This is a genomic window from Bradyrhizobium sp. SPXBL-02 (assembly GCF_051853065.1).
GTDB lineage: Bacteria > Pseudomonadota > Alphaproteobacteria > Rhizobiales > Xanthobacteraceae > Bradyrhizobium.
The window spans coordinates 4438823-4454887 of sequence record NZ_CP182474.1 but is presented as its reverse complement, the minus strand read 5'-3'; the positions used below and the strand labels follow the sequence as shown (position 1 = coordinate 4454887).

General features: G+C 65.9%; 13 protein-coding genes. 5 read left to right on the top strand and 8 right to left on the bottom strand.

The window, feature by feature from the left end; all coding sequences use genetic code 11:
- Positions 1-47: 47 nt before the first annotated feature.
- From accC to ACNJYD_RS20800, 6 genes are all read right to left on the bottom strand, one after another.
- Positions 48-1406 (bottom strand): acetyl-CoA carboxylase biotin carboxylase subunit, encoded by a 1359-nt coding sequence (accC, locus tag ACNJYD_RS20825; protein ID WP_172788658.1) that lies wholly within the window; start codon positions 1404-1406, stop codon positions 48-50.
- Positions 1407-1490: 84 nt separating this feature from the next.
- Positions 1491-1979, bottom strand: coding sequence for an acetyl-CoA carboxylase biotin carboxyl carrier protein (accB, locus tag ACNJYD_RS20820; protein WP_212258524.1), 489 nt, complete (start codon positions 1977-1979; stop codon positions 1491-1493).
- A 35-nt stretch (positions 1980-2014) separates the two neighbouring features.
- Positions 2015-2482: a type II 3-dehydroquinate dehydratase gene (aroQ, locus tag ACNJYD_RS20815; protein ID WP_212258526.1), complete on the bottom strand. Its 468-nt coding sequence runs from the start codon at positions 2480-2482 to the stop codon at positions 2015-2017.
- Positions 2483-2707: 225 nt separating this feature from the next.
- A complete protein-coding gene (locus ACNJYD_RS20810) occupies positions 2708-3589 on the bottom strand; it encodes a DUF1236 domain-containing protein (RefSeq protein WP_172788660.1) in 882 nt (293 codons plus the stop codon).
- Between the two features lie 208 nt (positions 3590-3797).
- Entirely contained in the window at positions 3798-4565 is a 768-nt protein-coding gene (locus ACNJYD_RS20805; protein WP_172788661.1) for a DsbA family protein, read from the bottom strand.
- Between the two features lie 96 nt (positions 4566-4661).
- Entirely contained in the window at positions 4662-6062 is a 1401-nt protein-coding gene (locus ACNJYD_RS20800; RefSeq protein ID WP_212258531.1) for a M48 family metalloprotease, read from the bottom strand.
- 205 nt (positions 6063-6267) lie between these two features.
- Here ACNJYD_RS20800 and ACNJYD_RS20795 point away from each other — a divergent pair, with 205 nt between their 5' ends.
- The 3 genes from ACNJYD_RS20795 to ACNJYD_RS20785 all read left to right on the top strand — a co-directional run bounded on the left by ACNJYD_RS20795 (position 6268) and on the right by ACNJYD_RS20785 (position 9522).
- A complete protein-coding gene (locus ACNJYD_RS20795; protein ID WP_439363182.1) occupies positions 6268-7455 on the top strand; it encodes a pyridoxal phosphate-dependent aminotransferase in 1188 nt (395 codons plus the stop codon).
- A gap of 90 nt (positions 7456-7545) precedes the next feature.
- Positions 7546-8103: a biotin transporter BioY gene (locus tag ACNJYD_RS20790; RefSeq protein ID WP_172788700.1), complete on the top strand. Its 558-nt coding sequence runs from the start codon at positions 7546-7548 to the stop codon at positions 8101-8103.
- Positions 8104-8187: 84 nt separating this feature from the next.
- Complete coding sequence (locus ACNJYD_RS20785) at positions 8188-9522, top strand: dicarboxylate/amino acid:cation symporter (RefSeq protein WP_172788664.1); 1335 nt, start codon at positions 8188-8190, stop codon at positions 9520-9522.
- 81 nt (positions 9523-9603) lie between these two features.
- Here ACNJYD_RS20785 and ACNJYD_RS20780 read toward each other — a convergent pair whose 3' ends face one another.
- Together ACNJYD_RS20780 and ACNJYD_RS20775 are read right to left on the bottom strand one after the other, a co-directional pair.
- On the bottom strand, positions 9604-10836 hold the full coding sequence (locus ACNJYD_RS20780) for an NAD(P)/FAD-dependent oxidoreductase (protein ID WP_212258535.1): 1233 nt from the start codon (positions 10834-10836) through the stop codon (positions 9604-9606).
- A 66-nt stretch (positions 10837-10902) separates the two neighbouring features.
- Positions 10903-13239, bottom strand: coding sequence for an Rne/Rng family ribonuclease (locus ACNJYD_RS20775; RefSeq protein ID WP_439363181.1), 2337 nt, complete (start codon positions 13237-13239; stop codon positions 10903-10905).
- On the opposite strand from ACNJYD_RS20775, the gene ACNJYD_RS20770 reads away from it, so the two are divergent.
- Both ACNJYD_RS20770 and ACNJYD_RS20765 read left to right on the top strand, forming a co-directional pair.
- Positions 13174-14121, top strand: coding sequence for a hypothetical protein (locus ACNJYD_RS20770; protein WP_349628430.1), 948 nt, complete (start codon positions 13174-13176; stop codon positions 14119-14121). The two genes, ACNJYD_RS20775 and ACNJYD_RS20770, sit on opposite strands and share 66 nt — an antisense overlap.
- Before the next feature lie 615 nt (positions 14122-14736).
- On the top strand, positions 14737-16032 hold the full coding sequence (locus ACNJYD_RS20765) for an N-acetylmuramoyl-L-alanine amidase (RefSeq protein ID WP_439363180.1): 1296 nt from the start codon (positions 14737-14739) through the stop codon (positions 16030-16032).
- The last annotated feature ends 33 nt before the right edge of the window (positions 16033-16065 follow it).

Sequence of the window (16065 nt, the reverse complement as noted above, 5' to 3'; positions counted from 1 at the left end):
AACCCTCCAGAACGCGATCGGGGCCAAAGGGTTCCAAGGGGACGAGGTTATCGCGGGGCGGGTTCCGCCTTGCCGGCCAGGTACTGCTCCAGCCAGTGGATGTGGTAGTCGCCATTGATGATGTCGGCCTCGCGCACCAGCGCACGGAACAGCGGCAGCGTGGTCTCGATGCCCTCGACCACCATCTCGTCCAGCGCCCGCCGCAGCCGCATCAGGCATTCGGCCCGGGTCTTGCCGTGCACGATCAGCTTGCCGACGAGGGAGTCGTAATAGGGCGGGATCGTATAGCCTTGGTAGACGGCGGAATCGATCCGCACCCCAAGGCCGCCGGGCGGATGATATTGCAGGATCCGGCCCGGCGAGGGGCGGAAGGTCTGCGGATTCTCGGCGTTGATGCGGCACTCGATCGCGTGGCCGATGACCTGGACCTCGTCCTGCCTGGCCGGCAGGTCGCCGCCGGCGGCGATGCGGATCTGCTCCAGCACGAGGTCGATGTCGGTGATGCTTTCGGTGACGGGATGCTCCACCTGGATGCGGGTGTTCATCTCGATGAAGTAGAACTCGCCGTCCTCGAACAGGAACTCGATGGTGCCGACGCCGAGATATTTCATCTCGCGCATGGCTTTGGCGCAGGTCTCGCCGATCTTGGCCCGTGCGGCGGCAGCGAGGACGGGCGAGGGGCCTTCCTCCCAGACCTTCTGGTGGCGGCGCTGCAGCGAGCAGTCGCGCTCGCCGAGATGGATCGCGCCGCCGCGGCCGTCGCCGAGGATCTGGATCTCGATGTGGCGCGGCTTCTGCAGATATTTTTCCAGATAGACGGAGGCATCGCCGAAGGCGGATTTGGCCTCGTTCGCTGCCGTCGACAGCGCCACCTGCAGGTCCGCCTCGCTGTGCGCGACCTTCATGCCGCGGCCGCCGCCGCCGGCCGCCGCCTTGACCAGCACCGGGAAGCCGATCTTCCTGGCGATCGCCAATGCATCGTCGTCAGGACCGACGGCGCCGTCCGAGCCGGGCACCACGGGGATGCCGAGCCGCTTGGCGGTCTTCTTGGCCTCGATCTTGTCGCCCATCAGGCGGATGTGCTCGGCCTTCGGACCGATGAAGTGCAGATTGTGCTCGGCGAGGATTTCCGCAAAGCGCGCGTTCTCGGAGAGGAAGCCGTAACCGGGATGCACGGCATCGGCGCCGGTGATCTCGCAGGCCGCGAGCAGGGCGGGCACGTTGAGATAGCTGTCCTTGGACGCCGGCGGTCCGATGCAGACGCTCTCGTCCGACAGCCGCACATGCATGGCATCGGCGTCCGCGGTGGAGTGCACGGCGACGGTCGCGATCCCGAGCTCCTTGCAGGCCCTGAGGATGCGAAGGGCGATCTCGCCGCGATTGGCTATGAGGATCTTGTCGAACATGTTGTCCTGCAGCGAATGGCGAAGTGGCGAATGGCGAGTAGGGAAGGCTGACGCCATTCGCTATTCGCTATTTCCCCATTCGCGTCACTCAATGATCACCAGCGGCTCGCCGTACTCGACCGGCTGGCCGTCCTCGACCAGGATCTGTGTCACCGTGCCGGCGCGCGGCGAGGGGATCTGGTTCATCGTCTTCATGGCTTCGATGATCAGCAGCGTCTGGCCGACCGAGACCTTGGTGCCGACATCGATGAACGGCTTTGCGCCCGGCTCCGGCGCCCAATAGGCGGTGCCGACCATCGGCGAGGTCACGGCGCCGGGATGCTTCGACAGATCGGGCGCGGCAGGGGTTGCGGGGCTTGCCGCCAGCGGCAGGGCGGCGGGAGGAGCCGTCACCTGCATCGGCATGGTCGCGGCAACGCTGATGTTGCGGGCGACGCGCAGGCGCAGGCCCGCCCGCTCGATCTCGATCTCGGTGAGGCTGGTCTCATCGAGCAGAAGTGCCAGCTCGCGGACGAGCGCGGAATCCTCGCTGGAAAACTTTGCGGCTGCTTTGTCGTCTGGCTGGCGCGCCATGTTGTTTGATCCGAATGTTCTGATTGAAGGGGGCGTCAGGCGTTGGGCTTGATGCCGAGCTTGGCGGCAAGGCCCTGGATGGCGAGGCGGTAGCCCTCGATGCCGAAACCGCAGAGCGAGGCGAAGGCCGCGCGTGCGGTGTAGGAATGGTGACGAAAACTCTCGCGGGCGTGGATGTTGGTCACATGCACCTCGACCGTCGGAATCTGCACGGCGAGCAGCGCATCGTGCAGTGCGATCGAGGTGTGGGAATAGCCGCCGGCATTGATGATGATGCCCTTCATCTTGCGCCGATGCGCCTCGTGGATGAAGTCGATCAGCTCGCCTTCGCGGTTGGACTGCCGGCAGTCCGCCTTCAGGCCGAACGTCGCGGCCGTCTCCCGGCACAGCGCCTCGACGTCGGCCAGCGTCGCCTGGCCGTACTTGTCGGGCTCGCGGGTCCCCAGCATGTTGAGGTTCGGCCCGTTCAGGACGAGGATCGTGTCGGTTGCAGGTTCGGCCATTCCAATCCCGGGAGAGGTGTTTCGGCGTGGCGGGGGTTATAGGTAACAAAGCGCTTGAGGGGAAGCCTTGAAGGGCCTCGAGGGCAGCTTCAAGCACCTCATCCAGTGCGCAAAAACCTGTGCGGAAAGTACGGAAATTGCTTGTTAACCAGGCCGAAGCATGGCTGCCGGGCGCATGCAAAGGGGCGGGCATCGCTGCCCGCCCCCGATTGCCGTGGTTCTGCGTCAGACGTTCAGGACGGCCACGATCTCGTAGGTGTCCGGATTGATGATGACGATCTCATCGCGGACCAGTACGTACTTGTAGGTCCGCCACTCCGGATAGATGGTCACGACCCGGGACGGCAGGGCGTGCAGGGTAATGCCCTCGCGCGGGATGCGGGTGCCGACCGAGATCGAGAAGTTCACGTTCGTCACGGGGGCGACGCGCTCCTCGCGGATCACGGACGTGATCTGTGTCCGCTGCTCGGTCGAAAGCTTGGCAGCGGCGCCGGCCTGGCCAACCGTGGTCGAGCTCTGGCCCTGCACGTTCTGGGTCGAGCTGGTGCCGGTCTGACCCTGCGCGTTCTGGTTCGTGGTGCCAGTCTGGCCCTGAGCATTCTGGTTGGTGCTGGTGCCGGTGCCCTTCTGGGTCTCGGCGTTGTTGGTCGAGGTGCCGCTCTTGCTGCCCTCAGCCTTCATGTCCTTCTGGTCCTTGCTGCCGGACTTGCTGGTGTCCTGGCTCATGCTCTTGGACTTGTCCTGCTGGGACTTGTCCATCTGACCCTGCGCGCGCTCGTCGGTGCGCTGGCCCTTGGTGGCGCCGGCCTTGTCTTCGGCCGCGTTCTTGTGCATCGCGCCGCCCGAGCGGTCGTCCTTCATCGCGCCGGACTTGTCTTCGGACTTGGTCGCGCTGGAGCCGCCGGCCTGGCCGACAGTGCCCTTATCGTGGCTCATGGAATCGCGACCCATCGCGCCGCCGCGCTCGGCGCCGCCGCCGGAGGGCTGGGAATGCTGCATCTGCTGCGAGCCAGCGCCAGTGTCGCGGCCCTTGTCTTGTGCGTTCGCCAGACCGGTGCCCGCGACGAGTGCGACTGCGGCAACCGAAATCATAAAGCGGTTCAACATCGAAATTCTCCTCACGTGTTCATTCGCGTCATTGCCCGCGCCGACAACGAAAGGAGATTTGAGTTGTTCCGGAACTTCGACTGTTCCACGGCATTTGTTTGTTGAATGCCAGATGAATGACTTGGCACGAAGGCGCCAACGTTCCGCGCAACAAAAAAGGCCGGCAGATCCGCCGGCCTTTGCTGTTCTCGCTAGCGTCAACGTGTGATCAGCAAGTCGCCTTGCCGCAACGGGCAATGCCGATCTTTTCCTTCAGGCTTTCGACGCCGACGGCGCCGATCACGATCTGCTTGCCGATCACATAGCTCGGCGTGCCGTTCATGCCCATCGCTTCGGCGAGCTTGAAATTCTCCTCGATGGTGGCGCGCACCTCGGGGCTGGCGATGTCCTTCTCGATGCGAGCCGTGTCGAGACCGGCTTCCTTGGCGGCCTGCATCGCGCGGGCCTTGTCGGCGGCGCCGCGACCGCCGAGCAGCTTCTGGTGGAAGTCGAGATATTTCTTGCCGGAGGGATCCTGCATGCGCACGGCGACCGCGACCTGCGCCGCTTCGACCGAGCCCTGGCTCAGCACCGGAAACTCCTTCAGCACGACCTTCAGCTTCGGATCGCCCTTCATGATGGTCAGCATGTCGTCCATCGCGCGTTTGCAATAGCCGCAATTGTAGTCGAAGAACTCGACGAAGGTGACGTCGCCGTCCCGGTTGCCGAGCACGACCTGGCGCGGCGAGTTGAAGATCGCCTCGGCGTTCTGCGCGATACTGGCTTCGTGCTTCTGCGTTTCGGCCGCGGCCTGCCGCTTGCTGAGCTCGGCCATGGCCTCCTCGAGCACCTCGGGATGGCTGACGAGATAGTTCTTGATGATCTTCTCGATGTCGGTGCGCTGGCTGTCGGAGAAACTGTCGGCGGAGGCGGGCACGGCCGCGCCGAACATGGCGAGCGCGAACAATGCGGGAGCGAGCAGGCGCAGCGAAGGCATAGTCAAATCCTCTTATCCAAAGCAGGTTTCGAGAAACGTCCCGGCGGATTCAAGCCCGGTGTCGTGACGTCGTGGTCGGCCGTCGTTCGAGTTGCGTCAATTGCGCGGCGGCTTCGCCGCAACGATGTCGTCGGCCTTGACCCATCCGGGCGTGCCGACAGCGAAACGGGTTTTCGCGCGCGTCGCAAGCTCGCGGGCGGTCTTGTTGTCGCCGCGCAAATAGGCGGCCTGGGCCGAGGCGAGATCTGCCTCCGCATAATCTCCCTTCCGGCCATAGGCCATCGCGAGCTGGGTGTAGCCGAGCGCCGCCTCGGGCTCCCGGGCCACCGCGGCGCGGAGAATCCGAACGGCCTCGTCGGTGTAGGCCTTATTATCGGTTCCGACCAGAGCCTGCCCAAGTAACATCTCGATGAGGGGGGCGTTGTTGGAGAGGGCGACGGCCTTGCGCAAGGGAGCGATCGCTTCGGCCGCCTTGCCGCTTTCCAGGAGCGCCTGGCCGCGCACCTCGTAGAAATACGGGTTGTTCGGCTGCACCTGGATCAGCGCGTCGATCTGGGCGAGCGCGCTGCGTAGATCGCCGTGGAGGTAGGTGCTGATGGCGCGGGCATAGCGCGCCGGCAGGCTGTCGTTGGTCTGGGGATAGCGGCGGTACACCGTCTCCGGCCGCTCCATGAAGGCGGAGATCTTGGCACGGACCATGTCGTGCCGAAGCTGGAGCGCGGGATCGTCTTTCTTGTTCCAGTACGGGCTGGAGCCTGCGAACTCCTGCAGCGCGGCGACGCGCTCGGCCGGCATCGGATGCGACTGCAGGTAGGGATCGGCACCGCGCGCGGCGAACAGGCTCTCGCTGGTGAAGCGCTTGAACGTCTCGTACATGCCCTTTGGCGATTGTTGGGTCTCCGTCAGGAATTTCACGCCGGCACGGTCGGCGTTCTCCTCCTGCTGGCGCTGATAGGACAGTAGCGTCCGGCGGATCACCTCCTGCGGCGCGGCAATCGCGGCGGCGCCGGCATTGGCGAGCCCGTTGTTGCCTGCGCTGCTGCGCTGGGTGCTGCCGGCCGCAATCGCGCCGGCGCCGAGCAGCATCGCGATGATCATCTGGGTCTGGGCGGCGGCGAGCTGCTCGCGCAGCTTGGACAGATGGCCGCCGGCCAGATGTCCGGTCTCGTGCGCGAGCACGCCGATGATCTGGTTCGGCGTCTCCGATTGCAGGATGGCGCCCCAATTGACGAAGATGCGGCGGCCGTCCGCGACGAAGGCGTTGAACGAGCCGTCGTTGATGATCACCATCTGGATGTTCTGCTTCTCCAGACCGGCAACGCGCAGGATCGGGCGCGTGTATTCGCGCAGCAGTTGCTCGGTCTCGGTGTCGCGCAGGACCGGCGGCCCCTTGGCCTGCGCGTGCGCGGCCGAGAACGGCGTCAGCGCGATCGCCGTGGCCGTGACGAGGGCGGTGAGGGCGGAGGCCTTCTTGCGCAATGCGATCTGGAGCGACATCAAGCGGTCTTGGTCAAACGGGCTCGGTCAAGTGTTCTTGGTCAAGCAGTTTCGTGATTGGTTTTGGTGATTGGCGGCGGACCGGATACGCGATATGCCCTTGTGAGCGTTGCCCTTATTGAGCCGTACAATGCGGCCAGTCTGGGGCGCAAGCGCCTCGTTTTCGGACCGGACGGACCGGTTCGCCAGCCAATAGCAGAAATCGATGCACGATGCGACATTGAGGAACCGGTTGGGGCAGTGGCTCGAGCCCTCCCGCCGCAGCGATGTTCCCCCGTTCATGGTGATGGACGTCATGGCCGCGGCGGCCCGAATCGAGGCCGCCGGTGGTCATGTCATCCACATGGAGGTCGGCCAGCCCGCGGCCGGCGCGCCCAGGACCGCGATCGCGGCCGCCCATGCGGCGCTCGAGGCTGGACGGATCGACTATACCTCGGCGCTCGGCATCCCCTCCTTGCGCGCGCGCATTGCGCGCCATTATCGCGACACCTATGGCAGCGACGTGAGCCCCGATCGGATCGTCGTGACGACGGGCTCGTCGGGCGGCTTCATCTTGGCGTTCCTGTCGATGTTCGAGCCCGGTGATCGCGTCGCCGTGACGGTGCCGGGCTATCCGCCGTATCGACACATCCTGACCGCGCTCGGCTGCGAGCCTGTGCTGATCGAGACCACGAACGAGACTCGGCACGCGCTGACCGGCGAGGCGCTGCTCGCGGCCCATCGCAAGGCGCCGCTGAAGGGCGTTCTGGTCGGCAGCCCCGCCAATCCGACGGGCACGATGATGTCCCGCGACGCGCTCGCCGGCCTGATCGCGGCGGCGGAAGACGCCGGCATCCGCTTCATCTCGGATGAGATCTATCACGGGCTCGATTACGCGTTTCCAGCCGTGACGGCGGCGGCGCTGTCCGAGCATGCGCTCGTGATCAACTCGTTCTCGAAGTATTTTTGCATGACGGGCTGGCGCGTCGGCTGGATGGTGGTGCCCGAGATCTTGGTGCGGCCGATCGAGCGGCTGCAGCAGAACCTCTCGATCTCGGTGCCCTCGCTGTCGCAGATCGCGGCGGAGGCTGCATTCGACGGCACGGCCGAGATGGAGGCGATCAAGCACGGCTATCAGGAAAACCGGCGTGTCCTGATCGATGGTTTGCCCAAGGCCGGATTGACGAGATTCCTGCCGGCTGACGGCGCCTTCTATCTCTATGCCGATGTCTCGGACTTCACCTCGGACAGTTTCGAGTTCGCCAAGCAGATGCTGGAGCAGGCGGGCGTGGCGGCAACGCCCGGCCTCGATTTCGATCCCATCCATGGCCGTTGCTTCATCCGCTTTTCCTATGCCCGCTCGCTCGATGAGATGCGGGAGGCAGTTGACCGGATCGCTCACTGGCTTAAATAGCCGCCAGTTTTAGACAGCCTTCCGGAGTTCGACGTGCCTGACCGTTCCGCCCCGTCCGCCGCTACGCCACATTCTTCTCTCGCCGCATTGATGTGGCCGACCCGACCGGGCGAAGCCGTCGGCACGCTGCGGGCCGTCGTGCTGATTGCGCTCGGCACCGCGTTGATGGCGCTGTCAGCCAAGGTGAATCTGCCGCTGCCCTACGTGCCGATGACGCTGCAGACGCTGGTGGTGCTGATGATCGGCGCCGCCTATGGCTGGCGCCTTGGCAGCGCAACCATGATCGCTTACCTCGCCGAGGGCGCGATCGGGCTGCCGGTGTTCGCCGGTCCCGTGGGTGGCATCGCACCGCTCGTCGGCCCGACCGCGGGCTATCTGTTCGGCTTCGTATTGGCTGCGTTCGTGACCGGCTGGCTCGCCGAGCGCGGCTGGGATCGCAGCGTGACGCTGCTGTTTGCGGCGATGGCTGCGGGCCACATCGTCATTCTCGCGACCGGGTTCGGCTGGTTGGCATTCGGCCTTGGTCTCGGCGCCGCCAAGGCCTGGCAGGTCGGCATCGTGCCGTTCATCGCGGCCTCACTGGTCAAGAATGCGCTCGGCGCGACCCTGATGCCGGCGGCGCGCCGGCTCGTCGAGCGCCGCGGGTAAAACGCGCCAACACGAGCAGTTCCAATTGACAGGGCCGGCCAAGTTGATCTTGGCTGGCCCAATGTTGTGAGGGGAGTGAAACTGATGACGACGACAACGATGGCGGGGGCGCCGGTCGCGCCGCCCGTTGCCAAGCCGTGGTACAAAGTCCTCTACGTCCAGGTGCTGATCGCCATCGTGCTCGGCGCCATCGTCGGATGGCTGTGGCCGACCGTCGCCACCAACGAATGGATCAAGGCGCTCGGCGACGGCTTCATCAAGCTGATCAAGATGGTGATCGCCCCGATCATCTTCTGCACCGTGGTCTCCGGCATCGCCCACATCCAGGACGCCAAGAAGGTCGGTCGTATCGGCGTCAAGGCGCTGGTCTATTTCGAGGTCGTCTCGACCTTCGCGCTGGTGATCGGTCTCGTTGTCGGTAATCTCGTCAAGCCGGGCTCCGGCTTCGGCAATGCGGCGGCAAACGAGGCAGCCGTTGCCAACTACGCCAAGCAGGCGGCCGGCCAGAAGTCCGTCGACTTCGTGCTGCACATCATTCCGGACACCGTGGTCGGCGCCTTCGCGCAAGGCGAGATTCTCCAGGTGCTGCTGTTCGCAGTGTTGTTCGGCTTCGCCTTGATGAGCCTCGGCGAGCGCGGCCACACCATCCGCAGCTTCATCGACGATGCCGCGCACGCGGTGTTCGGCGTCATCTCGATCGTGATGCGCGCGGCGCCGATCGGCGCGTTCGGTGCGATGGCCTATACGATCGGCAAGTTCGGCACCGGCGCGATCCTGAATCTGGTCGGCTTGATCGCGACGTTCTACGTCACGGCTGCGCTGTTCGTGTTCGTCGTGCTCGGCCTCATCGCGCGCATGGCGGGGTTCTCGATCTTCAGGTTCCTCGGCTACATCAAGGACGAGCTGCTGATCGTGCTCGGCACCTCGTCCTCGGAAAGCGCGCTGCCGTCCTTGATGGAGAAGCTGGAGCGACTCGGCTGCTCCAAGTCGGTGGTCGGCCTCGTCGTGCCCACCGGTTACTCGTTCAACCTCGACGGCACCAACATCTACATGACGCTGGCGACGCTGTTCATCGCGCAGGCGCTCGGCGTCGAGCTCTCCTTCGGCCAGCAGATCACCATCCTCGTCGTGGCGATGCTGACCTCGAAGGGCGCCTCCGGCATCACCGGCGCGGGTTTCATCACACTGGCGGCGACGCTCGCCGTGGTCGATCCGCGGCTCGTGCCGGGCATGGCAATCGTGCTCGGCATCGACAAGTTCATGAGCGAGTGCCGCGCGCTGACCAATCTGTGCGGCAACGGCGTCGCCTGCGTGATCGTCGCCTGGTGGGAAGGCGAGCTCGACCGCGACAAGCTCAAAGCCAACCTCGCCAAGGAGATCGATCCGACCGACATGGAGACGGCGATCACGACGGACTGATCCTTGCAGCGCGAGCTGCGCTGTCAGAGCTCGAAGTAATAGGGCTGGTCGAGATCCTCGATCAGCCCTTTTTCCTTGAGGCTAGAACCGCTCCGGCCGATACGGCGTAGGATCGACCGCCGGAGTTTCGCCGCTCATCATCTCCGCGAGCAGGCGTCCGGTCGCCGGTCCCAGCGTGAAGCCCTGATGGCCGTGGCCGAAATTCATCCAGAGGCCGGGGTGGCGCGGGGCGGGGCCGAGCACCGGCAGCATGTCGGGCGTGCAAGGCCGCGTGCCGAACCACGGATCCGGCTCGGCCCGCTTGCCGAGGTCGATCAGCTCGCGCGCGGAGGCTTCGGCGCTGGCCAGCTGCACCGGCGTTGCCAATGCGTCCGCGCCCGTCAATTCCGCGCCGGTGGTGATGCGGATGCCCTTGGCCATCGGCCCCATGGCGTAGCCGCCGCTTTTGTCGATGAGGGGCAGGTCGAGCGAAGCGCCGCCGCTGTAATGCATGTGGTAGCCGCGCTTGCGCACCAGCGGGATGCGATAGCCGAACTTGTACAACAAATCGGGCGACCACGGCCCGAGCGTCACGACGGCGTGGGCCGCGTCGATGCGCCCCTCGTCGGTGTCGACCGACCAGCCGGTCGCGGTCTGCCGCAAGCTCTGCGCGTCACCGAGCACGATCCTGCCGCCGAGGCGCGCGAACAGCTCGGCATAGGCCGTGACCAGCGCGCCGGGGTCGGACACGGTCCAGGTGTCGAGCCAGTGGATCGCGCCCGGAAGATCGTCGCGCAAGATCGGCTCGGCCCTGGCAAGCTCGCTGCCCGACAGCACGCGATAGTTCACGCCGAATTCGCGCTGATCTTCCTCGGCGGCCTTGATCGACAGATCCAACGAAGCGCGATCGCGAAACAGCGCTCGGTAGCCGGCGCGGCGGATGAGATTGTCGGCATGCGCCTCGCGGATCAGGATGTCGTGCTCGGAAGTTGCGTAGGCGATCAGCCGTGCCCACGCCTCGATCGCCTCGCGATGCCGCTTCGGCGCCGAATGCCACCAATAGCGGAGCAGGGGCTCGATGTGCAGATGAAGCGAGGAGAGGCTGTAGCGCACGTCGTTGGTGCGGCCGGTCGCGATCTTCAGGAGCGAGGCGAGGTCGCGCGGCATCGGATAGGGGCGCACCGCTTCGGCCTGGATCATCCCGGCATTGCCGTAGCTGGTCTCGCGGCCCGGCTCGCGGCGATCGACCAGCGTCACCGACCAGCCGCGCTGCTGCAGATGCAGCGCGGCGCCCACGCCCACCATGCCGCCGCCGAGAATGATCGCGCTTTGCATTGCTGCTGACCTCATCAAAATCAAAACCGCCCGGTTTGGCCGGGCGGTTTCAACTCTTTTGTCCCTTTACTCGCCGCCGCCGAAACGGCGTGACCACCAGCCAGCCCGGCGCGGAGCGGTCGGGCTTTCGCTTGCCGCCTCCGGTGCGGGCTCAGCTGCCGGCGCGGGCGCAGCGACCGGCTCGGTCGCCTCCGCTGCCGGCGTTGCGGGCTCCGGCTGGCTGTTCAGCAGGAAGCTGACCTTTTCGCGCACGGTGGAGCGGCGCCGCGCGGCCCTGTCGCCGGCAGGCTCTTCGTCCGGCGTTGCGGCCGTCGTGGCGGGAGCCGGCTCCGGCTGCTGGGCCGGCGCCTCGGTCTGCATCTCCGCGCGCGGCTCGGGCTGCGCAACTTGCGGCTCGGTGCTGGGCTCGGCTTGCGCGATCGAGGGCGAAGCCTGGCCGCCGAAACCGTCGAAATCGGCGACTGCGTCGACAGCTTCCGGCGGCTGGCCGGTGCCGAGCTCGTCGCTGATGGAGCCGGCAAGACCTTCCTCGCCGCCACCGCGACGGCGGCGTCCGCCGCGGCGACCACGCCGGCGCCGGCGATCACTGCTGCCCTGCTGTTCGCCGCGGGCCGCCTGTTCCTCGCCTTCCTCACCGTCCTGCTCGGACTCGGTCTCGTCCTCGCCTTCGGCGGCGACCATCGCGGGCTCGGGCAGGGTCGGCGCCGTATCCTCGCGCAACTCACCCTCGCGCTGGCCACCGCGACCACGCCGACGGCGACGGCGCTTGCGGCGCTGGCCGTCCTGCTCGGAGGCTGCCTCACCGCCGGCTTGCTCGTCAGCAAGACCTTCGGTCTCGTCGGTCTCGACCTCGGATTCAGTCTCCAGGTCGAAGCCGTCCTCGTCGTCGTAGACTTCTTCGGCCAGCGGCGGCGGGCTCGCCGCGGCTTGGGCTGCAAGCAGCGCCTTGGCGGCTTCGAGCGTATGCACCTGCTCGCCGCGGTCGATCACATAGGCCTGCGGGCCGCTGACGCTAGCGTCGGCGATCACCGACAGCGTGACCTTGAAGCCGTTCTCGAGGTCGCGCAGATGGCCGCGCTTGTGGTTCAGCACATAGAGCGCGACGTCGGTGCGGGTGCGGACCACGAGATTGTGGGTCGCGCCCTTCATCAGGATCTCTTCGAGGCCGCGCAAGAGCTGCAGCGCCACCGAAGACACCGAGCGGACATGGCCGGTACCGCCGCAATGCGGGCACGGATCGGTCGAGCTCTCGAGCACGCTGGCGCGGATGCGCTGGCGCGACATCTCGAGCAGGCCGAAATGCGAGATGCGGCCGACCTGGATGCGCGCGCGATCCTGCCTGAGGCAGTCGGACAGCTTACGCTCGACCGCGCGGTTGTTGCGCTTCTCGTCCATGTCGATGAAATCGATGACGATCAGGCCGGCGAGGTCGCGCAGGCGAAGCTGGCGGGCGACCTCTTCGGCCGCTTCCAGATTGGTCTTGAGCGCGGTGTCCTCGATATGGTGCTCGCGGGTCGAGCGGCCGGAGTTGACGTCGATCGAGACCAGCGCCTCGGTCTGGTTGATCACGATATAGCCGCCGGAGCGCAGCTGCACGGTCGGCGAGAACATCGCGTCGAGCTGGCTCTCGACGCCCATGCGCGAGAACAGCGGCTGGCCGTCGCGATACTGCTTCACCGCGCTGACATTGGCGGGCATCAGCATCTTCATGAAGTCGCGGGCTTCGCGGTAGCCGGCTTCGCCGGCGACCTGGATCTCGTCGATCTCCTTGTTGTAGAGGTCGCGCAGCGAGCGCTTGATCAGCGAGCCTTCCTCGTAGACGAGGGTCGGGGCCTGCGACTTCAGCGTCAGGTCACGCACCGTCTCCCACATCCGGATCAGATATTCGAAGTCGCGCTTGATCTCGGGTTTGGTGCGGGAGGCGCCTGCGGTGCGCAGGATGATGCCCATGCCCTCGGGCACGTCGAGATCCTGCACCACTTCCTTCAAACGAGAACGGTCCTGCGCGCTGGTGATCTTGCGGCTGATGCCGCCGCCGCGTGCGGTGTTCGGCATCAGCACGGCATAGCGGCCGGCGAGCGAGAGGTAGGTCGTCAGCGCCGCGCCCTTGTTGCCGCGCTCTTCCTTGACCACCTGCACCAGCATTACCTGGCGGCGCTTGATGACTTCCTGGATCTTGTACTGGCGGCGCGGACGGAAGGTGCGCTCCGGCACTTCCTCCAGCACGTCGTCGCCGCCGACGGATTCGACGACTTCCTCTTCGGCATCCTCGCCGTCTTCCTCATCCTCGTCGTCGTCCTCACCGGCTTGTTCTTCACCGGCTTGGGTGGCCTCGGCATGCGGCGCTTCAGTGCTTTCGCCGGCGGCGTAAACGGCATCGGCCGGCTCGGCGGCCGACGTCACGGCTTCGGCCAGAGGCTCTGCCTGCGCTTCGGCGGCTGGAGCTTCGGAAGCGGGAACGTCGAAGGTCGGGGCCGGCTGCGGCTCGGCAATTGTCTCGACCGCGGGCTCGGCGCCGACCGCCGCGACAGGCGCGGGCGTCTCGCCGGCGCGATCATGGTCATGATGATCGCGCGCGTCCTCATGGCCGTGGGCGTCATCGTGAGCGTGATGGTGCTCGTGATCATGATGATGATCGTCATGATCATGGTCATGGTCGCCGTGATCGTGATCGTGGCCCTCGTGCTCGCCGTGATGCTCCGTAGCGGCGTGCAGATGCTCGCCCTCGGCATGCTCCGGCAGTGCGGCACCTTCGACCGGCTGGGCGGCGGGATCGGCGCCGGCCTCGAGGCCCTCGACGATGTCGCTGCGCACGCGCTCGCCATGACCGCGTCGGCGGGCGTTGCGGTGGCGCGAGCGGCGGCGCCCGTGCGAGCGATTCTCGCTCTCTTCCTCGGCCTCGCGATGGGCCTGTTCCTCGGCTTCGATCAGCGCCTGCCGGTCGGCGACCGGGATCTGGTAGTAATCGGGATGGATTTCGCTAAAGGCGAGGAAGCCGTGGCGGTTGCCGCCATATTCGACGAAGGCGGCCTGGAGCGAGGGTTCGACCCTTGTGACCTTGGCGAGGTAGATATTCCCGCGCAGTTGCTTGCGTTGCGCGGTCTCGAAATCAAACTCTTCGACGCGATTGCCGCGGACCACGACGACCCGGGTCTCTTCCGGGTGGGTGGCATCGATCAACATCTTGTTGGGCATGTCTTAACTCTTGGCGGCGGCGGGCGCGATAAGCCGTGGGCGCGTATCGCGCCGCCGGGTGACGCGACGGTCCACCTGATTCGGGGGTGAGGGGAAGGCCGAAACGCCGTCTCTCGCGCCTTGCCGAACCGGAAGCTTCAGGACCATTGCGACGCGCGGGATTGTCACTCCGCAGCGTCGCGAATGCTCCTTCAGATTTCGTCGGCACAGTCTGGCGCATCAAGCGTCGGCCCGTATGAAACACTGGGCGGCGAGGCCGCCCTTCAATCAGTTGCTGCTGGCCAGGCACGGCGCGAGCGCGCTCGCCTTGGGGATCACGAACCGCCCCCTTGGGATCAAGGGACCGGGTAATGGGTTACGCCGCTGTCAGAACCGTCCCGGTAACATGAGTGGTAACCCGAGACCGTCCGCCGCCGGGGCTTGACCCGCTCCACCTCGCTGCCGCGCACCGCGCTGGTCTTAGAGGGAAACGGAAAACGCTGGAATTCCCAAACCTTGAGATTTCCGGCGCTGCACCGGGAGGCTGAATGCGACACAACCGGAAATATCGGCCGTCAGCATTCCGTACATACGAGGAATGAGCCATCGGTGCAAGGGAGCGTCGCACGGCGGTCACAGTCGGAGAGTTTCGCGTTTCCGTCATTAAGGATCGATTAACCCTGTGGTTTTATTGCGTTAAGAGAGCTGCTCGGAGGCACGGAATTGGTGGCGAGCCGCACAAATCGACGGATTCTGCTGGGGGGCGTGTTGCTGTGCATCGCGGCATTGCCGTGTGCCGATTCCTCGCGCCTGATCGCCGCCGAAAGCCGGCCGCAACCCGCTGCCGTCGCAGCGAATTTTCCGGTCGCCTCGGCCGCTCGGCTGGCCGGCGACGGCAAGCAGACCCGCTTCATCCTCGACCTCGACCAGACCGTTACCTTCCGCGCCGTCACGCTGGCCGACCCCTATCGCGTGGTGGTGGACGTGCCGCAGATGAATTTTCAGCTGCCCGCCGGGATCGGAAGCGGGGGGCGGGGGCTGGTGAAGGCCTTCCGCTACGGGCTCGTCATGCCCGGCGGCTCGCGAATCGTATTCGACCTGACCGGGCCGGCGAAGATCGCCAATTCCTACGTGCTGGAGGCGGCCAACGGTCAACCAGCCCGGCTCGTGCTCGAGCTGGAGGAGGTCGACCGCACCGCCTTCGTGTCGTCGCTGCCGGTCGAAAACCGTCCTGAGCTGCGGCCCGCGATCGCCGAAGCGCCGCCTGCCACGGTTCCGAGCGCGCCGGCCCCGGATGGCACGCAGCAGAAGCCCGACGGTCGCCCGGTGGTGGTGATCGATCCCGGCCATGGCGGCATCGACAACGGGACCCAATCGAGCGGCGAGAGCGAAAAGAACCTGGTGCTGGCCTTTGGCCTCGCGCTCCGCGACAAGCTGGAGAAGGCCGGCAAGTACCGCGTGGTGATGACGCGGGACGACGACACCTTCATTCCGCTCAATGACCGCACCAAGATCGCCCGCAATCTCAAGGCGGCCTTGTTCGTTTCGATCCACGCCGATGCGCTGCCGCGGGCCGAGGGCGATGCGCAGGGCGCGACCATCTATACGCTCTCCGACAAGGCGTCCGACGCCGAGGCCCAACGGCTGGCCGATGCGGAGAACCGCGCCGATGCGATCGCCGGCTTCAACCTCGCGGAGGAGCCGACCGATGTCGCCGACATCCTGATCGACCTCACGCAGCGCGAAACCCGCACCTTTTCAAACCGTTTTGCCCGCCTTTTGATGAGCGAAATGAAGCAGACGGTGCGGATGCACAAGCATCCCCTGAAGTCTGCCGGCTTCCGGGTCCTGAAGGCGCCCGACGTGCCCTCGGTGCTGGTCGAGATCGGCTACGTCTCCAACAAGGCGGATCTCGGGCACCTTGTCTCCGAGGGCTGGCGGTCTCGTGCCGTGGGCTCGATGGCCCAGGCGATCGACGGATTTTTGACCAAGCGGATGGCCACGGCCGGATCGTCAAATTGACGACCGCCGGATCGTCAAATTGACGACCGGGGG